20 protein-coding genes are annotated in these 16,637 nt (G+C 63.9%); 9 read left to right on the forward strand and 11 right to left on the reverse strand.

Annotated features, from left to right (window positions below):
* The 7 genes from HKL97_RS05215 to HKL97_RS05245 all read left to right on the forward strand — a co-directional run.
* Window positions 1-399: flagellar basal body rod C-terminal domain-containing protein (locus HKL97_RS05215; protein WP_291423136.1), on the forward strand; the 399-nt coding region annotated here is incomplete at its 5' end.
* Window positions 400-423: 24 nt separating this feature from the next.
* A complete protein-coding gene (fliL, locus tag HKL97_RS05220) occupies window positions 424-894 on the forward strand; it encodes a flagellar basal body-associated protein FliL (RefSeq protein ID WP_291423139.1) in 471 nt (156 codons plus the stop codon).
* 28 nt (window positions 895-922) lie between these two features.
* Complete coding sequence (locus tag HKL97_RS05225; protein WP_291423141.1) at window positions 923-1,174, forward strand: flagellar biosynthetic protein FliO; 252 nt, start codon at window positions 923-925, stop codon at window positions 1,172-1,174.
* Window positions 1,167-1,919 (forward strand): flagellar type III secretion system pore protein FliP, encoded by a 753-nt coding sequence (gene fliP / locus HKL97_RS05230; RefSeq protein ID WP_291423143.1) that lies wholly within the window; start codon window positions 1,167-1,169, stop codon window positions 1,917-1,919. The genes HKL97_RS05225 and fliP overlap by 8 nt, the downstream gene beginning before the upstream one ends.
* Window positions 1,919-2,194, forward strand: coding sequence for a flagellar biosynthetic protein FliQ (locus HKL97_RS05235; protein ID WP_291423145.1), 276 nt, complete (start codon window positions 1,919-1,921; stop codon window positions 2,192-2,194). The genes fliP and HKL97_RS05235 overlap by 1 nt, the downstream gene beginning before the upstream one ends.
* Window positions 2,185-2,955, forward strand: coding sequence for a flagellar biosynthetic protein FliR (locus HKL97_RS05240; RefSeq protein WP_291423147.1), 771 nt, complete (start codon window positions 2,185-2,187; stop codon window positions 2,953-2,955). The genes HKL97_RS05235 and HKL97_RS05240 overlap by 10 nt, the downstream gene beginning before the upstream one ends.
* On the forward strand, window positions 2,948-4,057 hold the full coding sequence (locus HKL97_RS05245; RefSeq protein WP_291423149.1) for a flagellar biosynthesis protein FlhB: 1,110 nt from the start codon (window positions 2,948-2,950) through the stop codon (window positions 4,055-4,057). The genes HKL97_RS05240 and HKL97_RS05245 overlap by 8 nt, the downstream gene beginning before the upstream one ends.
* 1 nt (window position 4,058) lies before the next feature.
* Here HKL97_RS05245 and HKL97_RS05250 read toward each other — a convergent pair whose 3' ends face one another.
* Window positions 4,059-4,682 carry a heme-binding protein gene (locus tag HKL97_RS05250; protein WP_291423151.1) on the reverse strand — a complete coding sequence of 208 codons (624 nt, stop codon included), beginning with the start codon at window positions 4,680-4,682 and terminating at the stop codon, window positions 4,059-4,061.
* A gap of 153 nt (window positions 4,683-4,835) precedes the next feature.
* Here HKL97_RS05250 and HKL97_RS05255 point away from each other — a divergent pair, with 153 nt between their 5' ends.
* Entirely contained in the window at window positions 4,836-6,086 is a 1,251-nt protein-coding gene (locus HKL97_RS05255) for an NAD(P)/FAD-dependent oxidoreductase (protein ID WP_291423153.1), read from the forward strand.
* Here HKL97_RS05255 and HKL97_RS05260 read toward each other — a convergent pair.
* The 3 genes from HKL97_RS05260 to rpmI are packed head-to-tail and all read right to left on the reverse strand — an operon-like array spanning window position 6,083 to window position 7,601.
* Complete coding sequence (locus HKL97_RS05260) at window positions 6,083-6,985, reverse strand: EcsC family protein (RefSeq protein WP_291423155.1); 903 nt, start codon at window positions 6,983-6,985, stop codon at window positions 6,083-6,085. The genes HKL97_RS05255 and HKL97_RS05260 overlap by 4 nt on opposite strands.
* A 34-nt stretch (window positions 6,986-7,019) precedes the next feature.
* Window positions 7,020-7,382, reverse strand: a complete 363-nt coding sequence (gene rplT / locus HKL97_RS05265; RefSeq protein ID WP_284258283.1) for a 50S ribosomal protein L20 — start codon at window positions 7,380-7,382, stop codon at window positions 7,020-7,022.
* A 15-nt stretch (window positions 7,383-7,397) separates the two neighbouring features.
* Entirely contained in the window at window positions 7,398-7,601 is a 204-nt protein-coding gene (gene rpmI, locus HKL97_RS05270; RefSeq protein WP_284258284.1) for a 50S ribosomal protein L35, read from the reverse strand.
* Between the two features lie 144 nt (window positions 7,602-7,745).
* Between rpmI and HKL97_RS05275 the strand changes: the two genes are divergently transcribed.
* Window positions 7,746-8,348 (forward strand): regulatory protein RecX, encoded by a 603-nt coding sequence (locus tag HKL97_RS05275; RefSeq protein WP_291423158.1) that lies wholly within the window; start codon window positions 7,746-7,748, stop codon window positions 8,346-8,348.
* A 68-nt stretch (window positions 8,349-8,416) separates the two neighbouring features.
* Here the strand turns inward: HKL97_RS05275 and HKL97_RS05280 are convergent, their stop codons facing one another.
* Genes HKL97_RS05280 through HKL97_RS05310 form a run of 7 tightly spaced genes read right to left on the reverse strand, consistent with a single transcriptional unit; the run spans window position 8,417 to window position 16,473 of the window.
* Window positions 8,417-8,734: a hypothetical protein gene (locus tag HKL97_RS05280; RefSeq protein ID WP_291423160.1), complete on the reverse strand. Its 318-nt coding sequence runs from the start codon at window positions 8,732-8,734 to the stop codon at window positions 8,417-8,419.
* A gap of 58 nt (window positions 8,735-8,792) precedes the next feature.
* A complete protein-coding gene (locus HKL97_RS05285; protein ID WP_291423162.1) occupies window positions 8,793-9,305 on the reverse strand; it encodes a glycoside hydrolase family 108 protein in 513 nt (170 codons plus the stop codon).
* A complete protein-coding gene (locus HKL97_RS05290; RefSeq protein WP_291423164.1) occupies window positions 9,298-9,624 on the reverse strand; it encodes a hypothetical protein in 327 nt (108 codons plus the stop codon). The genes HKL97_RS05285 and HKL97_RS05290 overlap by 8 nt, the downstream gene beginning before the upstream one ends.
* A gap of 9 nt (window positions 9,625-9,633) precedes the next feature.
* Entirely contained in the window at window positions 9,634-11,778 is a 2,145-nt protein-coding gene (locus tag HKL97_RS05295; RefSeq protein WP_291423166.1) for a hypothetical protein, read from the reverse strand.
* Window positions 11,779-11,781: 3 nt separating this feature from the next.
* Window positions 11,782-13,365 carry a collagen-like protein gene (locus HKL97_RS05300; protein ID WP_291423168.1) on the reverse strand — a complete coding sequence of 528 codons (1,584 nt, stop codon included), beginning with the start codon at window positions 13,363-13,365 and terminating at the stop codon, window positions 11,782-11,784.
* Between the two features lie 55 nt (window positions 13,366-13,420).
* On the reverse strand, window positions 13,421-15,979 hold the full coding sequence (locus HKL97_RS05305; RefSeq protein WP_291423170.1) for a right-handed parallel beta-helix repeat-containing protein: 2,559 nt from the start codon (window positions 15,977-15,979) through the stop codon (window positions 13,421-13,423).
* 11 nt (window positions 15,980-15,990) lie between these two features.
* Window positions 15,991-16,473, reverse strand: a complete 483-nt coding sequence (locus HKL97_RS05310) for a hypothetical protein (protein WP_291423172.1) — start codon at window positions 16,471-16,473, stop codon at window positions 15,991-15,993.
* Between the last annotated feature and the right edge of the window lie 164 nt (window positions 16,474-16,637).

Raw genomic sequence — 16,637 nt, forward strand, 5'->3', positions numbered from 1 at the left:
GGGGCGGCTTCGGGGCAGTATTGGCAATTGCCGATAAACGGAACGCCGGCAGCGGGCGATACGCTCACGCTGACGCCAGGGGGCAGCAACAGCGGCAGCAATGCCACGCGCATGGCCGCGCAATGGACCGCCGCCGGGACCACGGCATCAGGCACAATGCAGCAGGCCGTTGTGGGGTTTGGCACCTCGCTCGGCGCCAATGCACAGGCGGCGCAGCAACTGAGCACCGCGACGGCCGGGCAGGTGACCACCGCAACGACGAATTTGCAGACGGTGGCGGGCGTGAGCACGGACCAGCAGGCGGTGACGCTGACCAATTACCAGCAGGCGTATCAGGCAGCGGCGCAGGCGATCAGCGCCGCGCATACGATGTTCGAATCGCTGCTGACAGCGGTTTAATTTTGCATATTTGCGGGAGATTCCATGAACCTCAAGAAAATTCTGATCTTCGGCGGCATCGCGCTCGTGGTGCTCAGCGGGGGGGTTGGCGGGGCAGTGGTTTTTCTGCACCACGGGAAGAACAAGACGGCTGACGTGAAACGGGTTGTGCCGCCCAAGCCGCTTCTGTTCGCGGAGCTTGATAATGTGGTGGTGAGCATCCCCGCCGATGTGGGGCAGCCCGCGACTGCTTATGTGCAGTTTGGAATTCAGTTCGCGACCACTGACCCTGACGCGGTGACGGCTTTCACCTCGCTGCTGCCGATCGTCAAGGCGGATGTCATCAACCTGGTGATGAATGAAACGCAGAAAACGCTGCAGGACCCGGCAACACGGACGAAACTTGCGGCGAACTGCCTGGCGATCTCAAATCAGGTGCTCGAAAAAAATACGGATTTCAAGCCCGCGAAGCCGTTCACTGCCGCGTATATCACTAATCTTGTCGTGCAGGACTAGGGCGTTGGAAAGTCCTGGCATTCAGCTCGTGGCATCGTCGCTGCTTTCGATCAGCGTGCTTTTTGGCGTGCTGCTGGGCGCCACGTTTCTGTTGCGCCGGTTGCGCGGCACGGCATGGGGGCGGCGGGCGGTGGGGCAGTCGCCCATTCATATTGCCGCCGTGCGCGGTCTTGGCGGGCAGAATACGCTGGTGATCGCCGAGGTGGAGGGGCACAGGTTTCTGCTCGGCGTCAGCCGCGGGGGGATCTCGACCATTGGCCGGATTGACGGGCATGAATAGAGGGTTGTTCGCCCTGGCCCTGGCCCTGATTCTGGCCGCCGCGCCGGCGCATGCGGCGATGCCCGCGGGGCTAACGCTGATGAAAGAAGTGACGGGCAGCGGGGGTGGCGCCTCCTACTCGCTGGATGTGCAGACGCTGCTGGTGATCACCGGCTTGGCTTTCTTGCCGGGCATATTGCTGCTGATGACCGGTTTTACTCGGATCATCATTGTATTATCGGTGATGCGCCAGGCGATGGGGTTGCAGACAACGCCGCCGAACATGGTGTTGTCGGCGCTCGCATTGGCGCTGACCGTGTTTGTGATGCGCGGGGTGATACAACAGGAGCAGACGCTGGCGATTGACCCGTATCTGGCCGGGCAGATCAGCTTCAATCAGGCGCTGGCGGCGGCGAAGGGGCCTGAGCAGGATTTCATGCTGGCGCAGACACGCAAGGCGCCGCTGCATTTGTTCGTGGATTTGAGCGGCGGGCATTATGCAGCACCGAAGGATGTGCCGATGACGGTCTTGGTGCCGGCGTTCGCGACATCGGAGCTGGAGACGGCGTTCCAGATCAGTTTTCTGATTTATGTGCCCTTTGTGCTGATTGATCTGGCGGTGGCCTCGGTGTTGATGTCGCTTGGCATGATCATGGTTTCGCCGACGCTGATCTCACTGCCGTTGAAGCTGCTGATGTTCGTCTCGATTCATGGCTGGGTGCTGGTGCTGGGCACGCTGGCGAACAGTTTCGTGCTGCCGCCGTAATGCCGCTTTATCTGCAACTGCTGCATCTGGCGCTGACGGTGGAACTGGATGCGGTGACGCCGATTGTCATGGTGTTGCTGGCGATCGGCCTGGTGACGGCGATTTTTCAATCAGCGTTCCAGATCGAGGATACGACCTTCAGCCTGTTGCCGAAGATATTCGCGATGATCGCGATCGGGCTGTTTGGTGGATTTGGCGCGTTGGGCGTGTTCGAGCATTTCGCCATGACGCTCATCACCCATGCGCCGGGGCTGGTGCATCAGACATGGTCCTGAGCGAAGCGCAGGTGATGCTCTGGCTGGGCCATTTTTTGTGGCCGTTTCTGCGGATCACAGGGCTGCTGCTCACCGCGCCGGTTTATGGCTCGCCGCTGATCCCCGGCATGGTGAAGGCGGCACTGGCGGCGGCGATGGCAGCGGCGATGGCGCTCTGGTTGCCGGGATTGCCCCCCTTCCCTGGCGATCCGCTGAGCGCGATTTATACCGGGCTGATCCAGATCGCCTTCGGCGCGATGCTCGGCATGGTCATGCAGATCGTGGTTTCCGCCGTGGCGGGCGCGGGCGAGATTGCCGGCCTGGCAATGGGGCTGAGCTTTGCGGAGTTGCAGTTCCGGGAGTCCCCGGGGATGACGCCGGTACTCTACGATATCATGCTCTGGGCCGGGATGCTGGGTTATATGGCGGCGGGCGGGCCGCTATGGCTGTTCGCGGCGCTGGCGCATTCGTTTCAGCATGGCGTGGGGGTTGGCGGCAGCGGCAGCTGGAGCGCGCTGGCGGCGTTGGGGGGCACACTCTTGAGCTCCGCCGTGGTCCTGGCGATGCCGGTGCTGGCCGTATCGTTATGCGTGAACCTGACCGTGGGACTGACCTCGGTGTTCGCGCCGCAGATGAACCTGCTGACCATTGGCTTCCCCCTGCTGATTCTGGCCGGGTTGTGGGTGTTCTCGGGGGCGGTGTTGTATCTCGGCCATGACATGGAACAGCTGCTGCGGGTGGGCACCGGCGTGCTGAACGGTATGCTCGGCCGCCATGGCTGAGGGCAGCGGCGAAAAGCAGCACGGCCCAACCGAACGGCGGCTGCAACAGGCGGCGGAGCGGGGGGATGTCGCGCGCTCGACGGATTTGCCGAAGGCGGCGGTTGTGGTGATTGTGACCATGCTGGCGCTGGGGGCGGCCGCGGGGATCGGCGCGCGGTTGCAGGACGATGTGGCGGCCTGGCTGACGGCGGCGGGAACGGCGCGGCCGGAAGCGGCGGCGGGCTGGAGCCTGACGATGGGGGCGCAGATCGGGCCACTGCTGGTGCTAATCGCGGGGGTGGCCGTGGTGGCCAGCCTGTTTTCCGGCGGCTGGGTGTTCAGCCTGGGATTGCTCAAGCCCGATCTCTCCAAGCTGATGCCGGCGCACGGGTTGGGACAGTTGTTCTCCAAATCCGGCACAAGCGAGACCTTCAAGGCCTTGTTGAAGTTCATCGTCATCGGCGGGGTGGGCACGCAGATGATCCTGGCGCGCGAACCGGCGCTGGCGGCGCTGGCGGCCAGCCCCCACCCCAGCGCCGGGCCGGTGGTGGCGCTCTGCCTGCAGGTGATCATGGCGATCTGCGCCGTGATCACCGTGTTGGCGGCGGGGGATATGGGGCTGCAATATTGGCTGCACCGGCAGAAGCTGCGGATGTCGGACAATGAAATCCGCGAGGAGATGAAGGACTCGGCGGGCAACCCGGAGGTGCGCGGGCGGCAGCGGATGCTGGCGCGCAAGCTGGCGCGGGCAAGGCAGATGCAGAAAATCCCGGAAGCCTCGGTGATCGTGGTGAACCCGACGCATTATGCCGTGGCCATACGCTACCGCCGGGGGGTGGACCGTGCGCCGCTGTTGCTGGCCAAGGGCGTGGGGCTGTTGGCGGCGGAAATTATCAGCCGGGGGCGGGGGTTTGGGATTCCGGTGGTGGAGGCGCCGCCGCTGGCGCGCGCGGTGTATCGCCATGTGGAGCCGGGTGAGCCGGTGCCGGTGGCGCTGTACCGGGCCACCGCCGAGGTGCTGGCCTATGTGTGGAAGATGCAGCGCTGGCGGGCGCAGGGCGGGCAGCGGCCGGTGCCGCCAAAGGCTCGGGAGGGGGAGATAGAGGTGCCGCGCGGGCGGTAGGTCAGGGTTTCGGCGTGACCACGACGCTGACCTCGTTGCGGCGCAGCCAGGGGAGTGTCCACGGCGGGTTGTAAAACTGGGCCACCGGCTCACCTGCCGCCACCCAGGCAGAACCGGCGAGTTGCCTGGCCAAAATGGCGCGCGCGCGAGCCACCGCCGCCGCTCTGGGCCGGCCGGAGAAGCGGTAAACCGCCTCGGTGGTCTCAGCCACCTCATGCAGATGGACTTGCGGGTCGAGCGGGCGGGGCAATGTTACCAGCGTGTAGCCGGAAGGCATGTAGAAGCTGATGAACCAGACGCCATCGGCGGCCTGGGCCTGGGCGATAGGTGCGGTCATCGCGATGGTGACAGGCGCCTGGGCGACAGGTGCGGTCATGCTTAGCGATGCGCTTGTGGTGTTGGCGCCGAAAATATACCCGGCAAGGCGGCGGAAGCCTGCCGAACGGGCCGCGATTTCATCGCCTTCAACGCTCACGCTGGCGGCGAGGCGCGGCGCGTAGCGGCGGATCTGCACCTCGCCCAGCGCCGCGATGGGTCGATAGGCCGGTTCTTCCGTGCCGCCGCGCAGGCCGAACACAAGGCCCGCCGCTTGCACAAACGCTTTGGCGGATTGTAAAAATTTCAATGCTTTCACTCCATGACCGGGCTGCGGCGGTGAGAGCCGCGTTGCACGGATATGATATGGCCCCGGGGCATGAATCGTGAAGGCCCGGGCGCTGCCTTGTTTTACGGCCCGGCAGCGGTTACGGAACGGAAAAACCGGAGGTGACATTCTACCATGAGTGATAGACACGCGGATGTCGTTATCGTCGGCGCCAGCCATGCCGGCGGCGAAATTTCTTCCCGCCTGCGCCAAGGCGGGTTTACCGGCACCATCGCGCTGCTCGGCGCGGAACCCTACCTGCCCTACCAGCGCCCGCCGCTCTCCAAGGCCTTTCTCGCGGGAGACATGACGGTTGAACAATTGCTGATCCGCTCGCCGGAGAGCTACGCAAAGGCCGGGATCGACTGGCATCCCTCCACCGTCGTGGAATCAATCGACCGCACCACGCATAGCCTGCGTCTGGGCAATGGCGAGGCGTTTGGCTACGGCAAGCTGGTGCTCGCCACCGGCGGGCGGCCACGGCGGCTTAGCATCCCCGGCTCCGAGTTGCAGGGGCTGCATTACATGCGCACAATCGCCGATGTGGACGCGCTGCGGCCGGGGTTTACCGCCGGTGCGAAGCTCGTGATCGTCGGCGGCGGTTATATCGGGCTGGAAGTGGCGGCGGTTGCCGTGAAGCACGGGCTGGATGTGGAAATCGTGGAATTTGCGCCGCGCGTGCTGGCGCGCGTGGCCGGGCCGGAGCTTTCGGCCTTCTACGAGGCCGCGCACCGCGCCGCCGGGGTGAAGCTGCGCCTCTCCACCGGGGTTGAGGGGTTCGACCCCGCGCCCGGCAAGCCCGGCCATGCCGGCGCGGTGCGCTGCGCGGATGGCACGGTGCTGCCCGCCGACCTGGTGCTGGTGGCCGTCGGGCTGGTGCCGAATATCGAACTAGCGCGGGATGCCGGGCTGGCGATGGGCAACGGCATTGTGGTGGATGAGTTCACCCAGACCTCGGACCCAGATATTCTGGCCATCGGCGACTGCACGGAGCATCCGCTGCCTTTTCTGGGCGGCCAGCGCGTGCGCCTTGAATCGGTTCCCAACGCGGTGGAGCAGGCGCGGGTCGCGGCCTCGGCGCTGAACGGGCAGCCGAAGGCCTATGCGGCGGTGCCGTGGTTCTGGTCGGACCAATATAATCTGAAGCTACAGTCAGTGGGATTGAGCCATGGGCATGACCGGGTGGTGATCCGTCCGGCGCGCACGCCGGAAGGGTTTGTCTGCTTCTACCTGAAGGACGGGCGGATGATCGCGGCGGATTGCGTGAATTCAATCCCCGAGTTCAACGCAGCGAAGCGGCTGGTTACGGAAAAGACCATTGTGGACCCGGCGGCGCTGGCTGACCCGGCGGTTGAGCTGAAATCTCTCCTGGCGGCGAAGGTTTAGCGCGGCAAAAAAACCGCATCCTGCGCCGGGGTGGCCCGGCGGTTGATGCGGTGGCGCGCCCGCGCTTCGCGCAGCATAGCGGTGAAGGCTTGGTGAACGGCGGCGGGCTCGCCGGTGCGGCGGTCCAGCGCGCGCAGGCAAAACTGCACCTGCGCCATGTTCTGGTAATAGCGGGTGAAGCCATAGTTGAGGGCGCTGCCCGTGATGGCGCCGGCGACAGGCACCGCCTGGGCGAGAAGCTTTTCGGACAGCACAACGCCAAAGCGGCCGGCGGCGGATTTTATCAACAGGTTGAGGGATAAATGGCTGAGGCCTAGGCGGGCGGCCCAGTAGCCGGTTTCCGACTCGTCATCGGCGGCGCCAGGGCCGCCAAAGGCCAAAACCTCCAGGCAGGCGCGGCGGGTGTCTTCCGTGGCGAGGTCTTCGCCCGAATCCCGGGCAACCTGGGCGATGGAACGCAGGATGGCGGTGGTGGTGAAGGGAATATCAAACAACACGCCGGGCAGGCCGATGAAACCGGAGGCTGCGCCGGAGGCGGCTGTGGCTAGGCGGTGAACGCGGTTGCCATGGGGGCGGCGCGGCCGGGCTGTGCTGGTCAGGCCGAATGTGGCGAGGTTATAGCTGCGCCAGAGCGTTTCCTCGACGCTGTCCTGCGCGTGCTGTGTGATGTCCACCCAGGCTTCGCCGCCAAAATGGCCGCCGGCTTGGGCGAGGCGGGCGCGCAGAGCTTCGATACGGCGGCCGAACAGGGAGGTGACCCGCATGAGGAGGCCGCGCGAGTCCGCCATGATGATGGCGGCGCGCCAAAGCTCTTCACGTTCGTGCGGCGTGAGGAAGGCGGCGGTGTCCGCCAGGGAGTCCGGAAGGGGGGGTAGATTTTTCATGTCCGGCTGGAACATGTGCTCCAGCCGGGTATGAGGCAAGAGCGGAAGATTATTCCGCGGCGCCGACGGCCTTAACGGCCTGGACGATTTCCGCGAATGCGGCGGCATCGTCAAACGCGATGGCGGCCAGAACCTTACGGTCCAGCTCCAAACCAGCCTGCTTGAGGCCGAAGATGAACTGGCTGTAGGTCAGGCCATGCTCGCGCACGGCGGCGTTGATGCGCTGGATCCAGAGCGAGCGGAACTCGCGCTTTTTGACCCGGCGGTCGCGATAGGCATAGCGCAGCGCCTTCTCCAGGCGTTCCAGCGCGATGCGGTAGTTGGTGGACGAGCGGCCGACAAAGCCCTTCGACTGCTCAAGAACTTTTTTGTGACGGGCGTGGGTGGTAACGCCCCGTTTTACACGTGCCATGTTTTTGCCTCTCCCTTATGCGATGCCGTACGGCGCCCACTGCTTAACGGTGATGCCGTCAGCGTGGGTGAGGGTCTGGCTGCCACGGTTGGAACGTTTGGATTTCTGGCTGCGGGCCATCAGGTTATGGCGCTTCTTGCCGGGGCCGGCGAGAACCTTGCCGGTGGCGGTGATCTTGAAGCGCTTTTTGACCGATGACTTGGTCTTTAACTTCGGCATTTTGGTCTCCTATCGCATATCCCTGGGTGAGCAGGGCTCCCGAACATCGGGGCGGCGGCCGGGCATGCCTATGGCCCAAGCGCGCTCGCATCACGTTTTACGGTGAAGCGCGGCCTATAGAGGGTGCGAAGGAGCGTGACAAGGGTGGAAAAGGCAGCGCCGCCCCGCTTGTCAGGCCACGGTATTGGCGCAAAACTCAGCGGCATGGCGAGCAAACCCCCGGATGCGGCAAAATTATACGAGGCGGCGCTGAACCATCTGGCGCGCTTTGCCGCCACCGAAGCCGGGCTGGCGCAGGTGCTGGCCCGCAAACTGGAGCGCTGGGGCAGGCTGTATGCGGGGGAGGATGCTGATGCCGAAGAGGTGGCGGCCGAGGTGCGGCGGGCCAGAGCGGCGATTCCAGGGGTGATTGTCAGGCTGCGGGAGGCGGGCGTGCTCAATGACGCCGCCTTCGCCGCCTCGCGCGCCAAACGGCTGACCCGGCAGGGCAAATCCCGCCGCGCGGCGTTGGCGCATCTGGCGGCAAAAGGGGTAGCCCGGCCGGTATTGGCTGAAGACCCGCGGCGCGAGCTGGCGGCGGCCTGTGCTTATTTGCGGCGGCGGCGGGCGGGGCCTTTCGGCGAGGCGCCGGAGGAAAAGATCATGGCGGCGATGGCGCGCGGCGGCTTCAGCCAGGAAGTGAGCCGCCGCGCCCTGCGGCTGGACCGCGAGGAAGCCGAAGAGCTGATAAAAGAGCTGCACGAATAGCGCGCGCTTGCACGCCAGCCGGGGAGCCTTAAGGGAGAAGGCCCGGATTGCTCCGGGCCGCCACCTGATTACAGCGAGAAAATCGACTTGAGGTCAGCCAGCACGGTCTGCAGCAGGCTAAGCCCAGCCTGGGCTTTTGCGGCATCGGCCGCGGGCAGGGCCGCGACCACGGGAGCAGCGGCGGACGCCAGCGAAGCCGCCGCCGCCGTGGCGGCCTGGAGTGCTGTGGCATGCGCGGCCTCGCTGGCCACCACCGAATTCACAACAGCCTCGCCGGCCTGCAAACCGGCATCGGCGATTACGCCAACCGGGCCGCCCAGGGCCGCGCCGATATGGGCGGCAATATTCAGGTCACCCTCGACCTTCGCCAGGATTGTTTCGTTCATCATCATCTCCACAAAAAAACGGCGATCCGCGCCGTACGGGTTGAGCAAGCGCCGTTCTTCAGACTGAGATTTCGCCCGCCAGCGCGATCACGCGCCGCGACCAGCCAAGCCCGAAACTCGTCCAGCCGGGCAGGCTGGCGTAAAAATCCATCCGGCGGGTGAGCGCCTCACGCGCCAGGGCCAGGGCGTTCGCTGCTTTTATGGCCGCCAGCGTTTGCGCTCCCAGCACGCCATCAGCCGGCACGCCGGCGGCCTGTTGCAGCCAGAGGACCGAGCGGCGAAGCCCCGCGTTCACCGCGGCATCAAAGGCCGTGAGCGCCACGGGCAGGGGCAGCGCATCGCCCTGCAACGGCGCCCAGTAATCCCGGCGGTAGATATCCCCCGCCACCGCCGCGGTCAGATTGGCGATGTCGAGCTGCGGATAAGCGGCCGCGCTGATGCCAAAATTCGTCCCCCGCAGCTCGCCAGCACCAACATGGCCGCCGGTCCAGTTGCCGGGGTCGGCCGGATTATTGGTGAAGCCACCTTCGGACCCCAGCGTAAAAGCCAGGCAGCGCGCGAAATTATCCATGCAGCAGACTCGCAATCAGCCCGCCGCAAGCGGCCGACAACAGGCTGATGATGGCAACGCTCATGCGGCGCTCGGCGTCACGCTCGCCACGGATACGCGCAATATCAGCCCGCATGTCACTCAAGCCCATGACCAGCTCATCAACCTTATTGAACAGCTTGCCGATGACCTGATCCTCCTGCGCCAGGTAACGGATACGCCAGGCTTCCAATGAATCCGCCTTCGCCTCCAGAACGCCGATATCCTGGCGGATACCGTTCACATCATTACGCAAGCCCGCGATATCCAGACGTAAAACAGCGACAGAATCTGTATCCATGAGTGTTCCTCAGGCAGGTGTGTCAGACAGGGTGATGGGATAGGCCGTAGCCTGCAGGGGAAGATTAAGGTTCCATGCGGCGCCGAGGTCGTTGCCGATATTCCAGTTCTGCGGCGGCGGCAGGCTCGCCGCATTATCGGTCACGGCATCGCCACGGCCGATCTGCATGCTTCCATACGGGTAGAAAAACAGCACGCTGGACGAAATATTGGTGAGAGCGGCCGCCAGTGTCACGGACACATGCGTGGCATCGATCCGCGCCGCCGCAACCGCGGTGATGATAACGCCCGGCGTGGCAACGCTGCCGCCATCCATCACCGCAAAACCGGCGCCGTTCGCCGCCTGCAGCGGCACGATCAAGTCGTTCCCTGAATCATGAGCGATGGTGAGAACCAGCTCCGTGTTCGAAGCCCTGTAAACATGCGTGATCTGCGGCCCGCCTTTTACCGGCAACCCGCTTAAAGGGAGCGCGGCGGGCTGGATCGTGTCGCCAAGCCCTTGCGCCATGGCCGCATGTCCGGCCGCGTGCGCGCCGATGCGCCCGTAACGCAGCAGATCCGGCTCGTCGCGGTATTGCGGATTTCCCCCCGTAAACAACCCCGTGGTGGGGTCATAGGCGGCATCCAGCGGGTTGGAATCGGCGGTCTGCGCGGCAAAGACAACGATGTTGTTGGCGCTCACCGCCGCCAAATCGGCAATGGACTCACGCACCATCTGCACGCCGTCGTTGGTCTCGCAAGGAACGGCGTTCCACGCCAGCAGCGGCAGATTGGCGGCGGTGCGCCCAAGCAGGCCGCGGGTGAGCGCCAGCAGCCGCAGCACCGAGGCCTTGTAGAGCGCCTTGTTGGCGTAAGGCATGGTGCTGTCCTGCTCCGACCATGGCCAGACTAGGAACGCGATATCGGCCTCATCAACGCCGGCAACAATGGCGGTGCCGCCCGTCAAATAGGCGCTCAGCGCGGCGAAATCCGGCCCGCCGCTCCAGGTCGAGGGGTCAGACCCGTCGTCCGGATTGGTAAGGAACGTGCCCGCACCGCTTCCCGGTGGAAACAACGGCGGCGAAGAGTTGGAGACCGGGTGACCCGGGATCACCGAATAACGGTTGGGGGCAACATACGTCCCCGATATTTCCGCGGTAAAGGCATAAGCCGCCGCGCCGAGATACCAGGCAACGCCCCGCGCCAGGGCAAGCGAGCCTCCGGCATTCATGAACCAAGCCGCGTTGGATTGACCCATGAGCAAGAGATTAACGCCCCGGCGCGCGCCCAGAACCCATCGTCCCTGCGCGCTGATCAACGTGCTGATCTCCGTCGCACTGAGCGCACGCTCCCAGGTTGCGGCTTCATGGAACCAGCACTGCGCCGAGCCTTGCACACTGGCGTCATGCAATAGCAGCACCGGCGCGCTGGCGCTTGCGGGCAGCGGGTTCGCAATGCCGGAGGCAACCTGCGCGCCGTCGAGCCACGCATCCACTCCAACACCCGGCGTATTGCGCAGAATGATCGCATGGCTGTGCCGGCGCGCCAGCATGGCGGAAAGCACGGTCTGGCTCGCGGTGCCGGGAAACAGTGTAAGGTTTGCGCCGCCGCTGCTGTCCGCCTGCAGAATGGTCACGCCAGTGCTAAAAAGCGTATGAATCAACGCGATCGGCGCGCTGTTAAGGTCTAGCGCCCCCTGGCGCCAGTTTGGCCGGGTCCAGACCAGATAGCATGTCCACGCCGCCCCGGCGCCCAGCTCCAACCCCGGATGCAGCAAGCCCCAATCAGCATCAAGCACCGGGCCATTGTTAAAAATCCCGATATCCGGCGCGCCAACTGCGCCCAGATACCCGTTAATGCGCGGCACCGCGATGGTGGCGGCGGGCGGCTCGCCAACACCGGCCTGAAACGGCGTGAGGCCGTTCCCGTTACCTGATTGATCAACAACAACGCCAACCGGCGCATTGCTGAGGGTCACCGGTGCGCCGGTAACATCCCGCAGGCCGCCCAGCAGCCCCGCATCCCACCAGCCGGAAATACCGCTGATCGCGGCCGGATATAGGCCGGTGAACACGCCCGCAGGCGGTTTGCTGCCGGCGGGAAGCGAACGCGCCAGCGCGCGCCGCCCCAGCCCGGCCGCCAGCAGCGAACCGGGATAATTGAACAGCATTGTCATGCTTCAGCTAACCGTGACAGCGGCCGAAACCGCGTTGAGCCCGGCCGCGGCGTTCCGCGCCCAGATGTAATATGTCCCTGCAACGTTGAGCAGCAGATTCGCCGTCCAGCCGCCATTGCTGACCACGGCATTCACCCACGCACCCGGCGCTGCCGTGGCACTCGCGGAAAACCCAACCTGCACCGCGGCGTTTGCCGGGGAAACCGTGCCGGAAAGCGCGATGATCGCGCCCGCCACCGCCGTGCCCGGCGGTGCCATCATCGCAATGCCCGGCGCAACCACCACAAAACTGTTGGACACACCAACAACTGCGGCATTCCCATGGTCGCGCACCCGGATCGCATAGGCCCCTGGGCTAAGCCCCACGGCGGTGAAGCTATAGGCATTCGCGGTAATCACTGGACTCGGCGCCACGATCCAGGTGGAACCACCATCGATGGAATAATCAAGCGCCAGCGGCGCATCGTTGAACACCCCCCCGGCAATGACAAAGGCCGTGTCCGGCGCGGGCGCTGAAATCGAGCCGACGGTCAGGGTTGGCCCATTGGGCACCACACCGCTCCACCAGACCAGCGATCCCCCCGAATAGCTGAGGCCAAGCAACTCCGTTGCCGCACCGGGCGGCAAAATTGTCACCCCCGAACCAGCGGCAATGCCGGCGCCCATGGTAACGGCCCCTGGCGCCAGATTGATAAGAGTACAGGAAAAACCTGGCCCCAGTCCGGCAAAATTCGCCGACAGCGTAATCGGAGCGCTGGCGATCAGAATGCGATTGTTATGCCGCGCCGCATCCAGCACCGTGTTGCTCGTAAGCTCCACAATACCCCGTTGCACAACGGGCAGCTTGGTCTGCACATAGGTCCAGATCGCGCCAAAGCTCTGCGTACTGAGCATGTTGCTACCCTGCGCCACCAGCAGCTCATCGCTATCGGCAGCAGGACCCGCCGCGGGGAGCTGGTCAATGGTCTGCCCGCCGAGGAACTGGCCATAAGGCATCCATGCCAGCGTGCCATTTTGCCATAGCGCCACATAATCCGAGGTGCCGACAGAACTCACGGAATTGCCCGCCACAGGCCCGCCAAGCCCAGGCCCAGCCGGTCCCACAGCGCCAGCAGGCCCCGCCGGGCCAGCCGGGCCGCTTGGCCCCTGTGGACCAGCCGGGCCGGTGAGATAGGCTGCGGTGACGGTGATAACGCCGTTACCATCAATGGCAACCCCCGCGCCCGCCGAAAAAAGCCCGCGCAACGCCGTCACCGGCAGCAAACCCGGCGCGCCGCCCGCGCTAATCACAATTTCATCTGACAGCGACATCACACCCTGCACGGGAAACCCGGCATGATCCGCCCCGGTGGCCGCCAGCGTCCCGGCGCTCATCGCAAGGCCGGCACCCACCGTGATGCTCTCCGGCCCTCCGGCGCCAATGCTGTAACGGCCCAGCAGAACACCCGCCGGCACGTTGATCACGGGCTGCGCATTGGCCGTCAACTGCGCCACGCTCACTGAATAAAGCAGCCCCGCTTGCGAAAGCGGCAGCAGGTCGCCAGCCCCGGCAGAGGTAACCGGCGGCAATTGGGCAATCGTTGTCATTGCACACAAACTTTCATTTTAAGCACAGAATGCGCTGGCGAAACGGAAACAAACCTCAAGCAACAGCAACCCAGTTGGCCGCCCCCGCCGCCTGGCTTACCCAGAACGTGCTGCCAACACCGCCGTTGAGGTTGCGGAATGTGGAGCCCGCCGGCGCGGAAACGGAATTCTGTGGTGAACCACGGCCGATGAGTTCAAGGGCGCCGGTGACTTCAGTGTCCGAGATAATCCGCACCCCGCCCGCACCAGCCGGATGCAACGAAATATCCCCGGCCTGCGTCTTGAGCGTCAGACTGCCATCGCCACTGGGTGAAACATAGTCGCTTTGCGAAAACCTGGCCGCCCGCCAGCCGCCATTATTGCCAACCCAGTCAATGCTCGCACCGGCGGGAATGCTGATCGGCGCCCCCGTCCAGTTGCTTTGCGCCGGCACCGCCCCGGCGGCGGCAAAAGTCACCGGCGCCAGACAGTCGATCGCGAGTTCCCTGTTCTGCAAAACCGGCAGGCCAACCTGCGCGGCGGCCGTCGCGCCACCGCCATTTCCCGTAATGCTTACCGTCGTTCCCGGACCATACCCCGATCCAAAGCTGGTCATCTGAACACCAATGATCCGGCCGTTGGAAATCCACGGAAACGCCGCAGCACCCGTGCCCGTTCCGTTGATCGTCACCGTCGCCGTGGTGTAACCGACCCCCGTATCCAGCATTTTGATAAACGTCACCTGCCCCGCCGCCAAACCGGCCTGCGCGGTGAGGATTCCGCCAACCGGCTGAGAGGATTGCGAAATACTCACCGCATCCACAATGTCCGGCACAGTAAGCGTATACACGCCGCCCACCAGCGCGGGGTTAACCGGCCAACGCGGGGTGAAGTTCAGCAGGTTTCCGCGCAGGGTCAACGAATCTGTGTAGGCAGAGAGCGCATTCGTCAAATTAGCGCCGGCGTCACCCACGATTATATTATCCGCCACCAACGTGTTCTGCGCGCCATCGCGGATTAATATGCCAATGGCACCGCCACTGTAATTGATCCAGTTTCCAATGATCGAAAGCCCCGTACACGCCAGCCCGAAATTATCTCCATTGCCGTTGCTCTCAACATTCTGAACAGAAATCGAACTCCCCGTGCAGTCCTGAATGAAGTTGCTGCGCGCCGTGCAATTCTGCCCGCCGCCGATATTCAAACCGTTCAACGCGCCATTGATATAGTTGCTGTCAACTTCGGTATAGATCGCCCCGCCACAATCAATCCCAAAACTGGAAGCACCGGTCACCATATTACCCGTGATCTTACAGTAGCCGGTATCACACAAAATTCCGGCACCACCGCCTGTAATCGAGCTGTTATTGGCGCATAAATTTCCTGCAATCAGAATATTGCGGCCCGACATGAAAATGCCGTACCCCCTGTTCGCATAACAATTATTACCCGATACCACCGCGCCCAGAACATCCGGATTCGAATTTCCGTAGGTGAACGGCACAACGGGTATGTTGGTGGCATTGAAATTTCCAACCGTGATCCCGCATGTATTGTTCCAGCACGTATTCCCCAGGATCTGCACACCGCGAATTTTTAAGGTAAATGATGGATCCTGACTATCAACATGAATGCCATTGCCGCCATTATCATGGCCACGGCAATTGGTGACACTCAGCGCATCCACTGCCTGAATGTAGAGCCCATGCACCGCGTTCGCGGCGAACTCGCAATCGCTGATATGATGCTGGGTAATCGCCGGATCGCTCGCCAGATAGCATAACCCCGAACCATTGCCCTGACCCTTCGCATTTTTGAAAACGCAACGCGTGACGATTGATTTTACACAACCCGGCTGCACAAGAACCGAGAATGTATTGGTGGTCAACGCCGCGTTGGCATCAAAAATGATCCCATCAATGTACAACGCCGCCGTCGCGATATTCATCCAGGCCGCCGCCGCTGACGAACCAAGCTTTGACTGCGCCGGGCGCGTCACGATTGTTAGTCCCGGCACGCCAAGCAACGTGCAGGCCGCGCCCGTAATATCGCACTCGCCCGCAATCGCATATGTCTTCGCCCCCAGGCGCACCGGCGCGCCGCTGGCAACGGCCGCGAGCAGAGCCGCGCTGTCATCGGTCACGCCATCCCCCTTGGCGCCAAAATCCTCAATTGCAACCGCATTGGCAGCCAATGCGGCAATCGTACGAACCGTGGTGGCACCACTCGCCATGGCCACCAGTGCGCCGCCGGGCAAACCCGGCACGCCGCCCATGGCACCCATAAAATTTGCGTAGGAAACCCCCACATTCGTCCCCGCCTGGCCAAGCGGCACCACATCCCCTGCCCCCGGCGGCAAACCAGAGGCCAACGCGGGAATCTCAAAAGGCGACGCTGCGGCGGACAAAGTCGTTCCCGCCAGCGCCAGATTGGCGCCGATCGTAATCGGCACAGGCACCGCCGTTCCAGGCCCAACGCCGCCCAGCAAGCTGTTCTGCGGCAATGTCAGCGCGGTCTGCACACCCGCAAGCAACTGCGCCCGCGTGGCTGACAGCGTCTGCCCGTTCTGGAAAATCGCAAGCTCATCAGTATCGGAGACAGACGTCGCGGGAGGCAATTGTCCAATTGTCGGCATATCGGAAAACCTTAAAGAGTTGTCAGAGGGGTGCCGGCCGGGTCCGTCAAGGCCTGGCCCGAAGGTGTGGTCAGCGCGTTCACCGGCGCCGGCACGCTGGCCAATGAGACAACCGGCAGCGCAATACTGCGTGCAAGCGCGCGCCCACCGCTGGTCGTAATCGTCACGGTCACCGTGTAGGTCGTCAACGCCTGACCGGACGTTAGCCACAATACCGCGCGCGGCCCGTCTGCCGCGGCCGAAACAAGCGTCAAATCCCCCGGATTAGCCGGGCTTATCTGCACATCAAGCATGCTGATCACATCTCCCGGATTGGCAGTCAGCGCAGGGGCCACGTCAAACACATAATCCAACGTGTCGCCGGGGTCTTTCACCGGCCAGGCCAGCGCCACGGGCGGTGGAATCTGCGGCCCGCGCGGCACAGGAACAAAGCCGTCAATTTGTACATACCGCGCGTTCGATGGGCGCCATATATGGTTGGCCGGTGTACTCATCAGCATTCCCCCTAATATTCAACCATCACAAGGCCCGGTGCCCCCGCGCCACCCACATAGCCAACCGGGCTGCCCCCCGTGGAAGTTCCGCCGCCACCGCCACCACCGCCGTAACCAGACGCCGCAATCCCCACCGCCGGCCCGCTGGCGCCGCGCCCGTTACC

This window comes from Acidocella sp. (assembly GCF_013044125.1).
Lineage (GTDB): Bacteria > Pseudomonadota > Alphaproteobacteria > Acetobacterales > Acetobacteraceae > Acidocella.

Coding starts and splice junctions, on each gene's coding strand:
- fliL (WP_291423139.1), top strand. CDS start 424: ATGAACCTCAAGAAAATTCTGATCTTCGGCGGCATCGCGCTCGTGGTG.
- fliP (WP_291423143.1), top strand. CDS start 1,167: ATGAATAGAGGGTTGTTCGCCCTGGCCCTGGCCCTGATTCTGGCCGCC.
- HKL97_RS05235 (WP_291423145.1), top strand. CDS start 1,919: ATGCCGCTTTATCTGCAACTGCTGCATCTGGCGCTGACGGTGGAACTG.
- HKL97_RS05240 (WP_291423147.1), top strand. CDS start 2,185: ATGGTCCTGAGCGAAGCGCAGGTGATGCTCTGGCTGGGCCATTTTTTG.
- HKL97_RS05245 (WP_291423149.1), top strand. CDS start 2,948: ATGGCTGAGGGCAGCGGCGAAAAGCAGCACGGCCCAACCGAACGGCGG.
- HKL97_RS05255 (WP_291423153.1), top strand. CDS start 4,836: ATGAGTGATAGACACGCGGATGTCGTTATCGTCGGCGCCAGCCATGCC.
- HKL97_RS05260 (WP_291423155.1), bottom strand. CDS start 6,985: ATGTTCCAGCCGGACATGAAAAATCTACCCCCCCTTCCGGACTCCCTG.
- rplT (WP_284258283.1), bottom strand. CDS start 7,382: ATGGCACGTGTAAAACGGGGCGTTACCACCCACGCCCGTCACAAAAAA.
- rpmI (WP_284258284.1), bottom strand. CDS start 7,601: ATGCCGAAGTTAAAGACCAAGTCATCGGTCAAAAAGCGCTTCAAGATC.
- HKL97_RS05280 (WP_291423160.1), bottom strand. CDS start 8,734: ATGAACGAAACAATCCTGGCGAAGGTCGAGGGTGACCTGAATATTGCC.
- HKL97_RS05285 (WP_291423162.1), bottom strand. CDS start 9,305: ATGGATAATTTCGCGCGCTGCCTGGCTTTTACGCTGGGGTCCGAAGGT.
- HKL97_RS05290 (WP_291423164.1), bottom strand. CDS start 9,624: ATGGATACAGATTCTGTCGCTGTTTTACGTCTGGATATCGCGGGCTTG.
- HKL97_RS05295 (WP_291423166.1), bottom strand. CDS start 11,778: ATGACAATGCTGTTCAATTATCCCGGTTCGCTGCTGGCGGCCGGGCTG.
- HKL97_RS05300 (WP_291423168.1), bottom strand. CDS start 13,365: ATGACAACGATTGCCCAATTGCCGCCGGTTACCTCTGCCGGGGCTGGC.
- HKL97_RS05305 (WP_291423170.1), bottom strand. CDS start 15,979: ATGCCGACAATTGGACAATTGCCTCCCGCGACGTCTGTCTCCGATACT.
- HKL97_RS05310 (WP_291423172.1), bottom strand. CDS start 16,473: ATGAGTACACCGGCCAACCATATATGGCGCCCATCGAACGCGCGGTAT.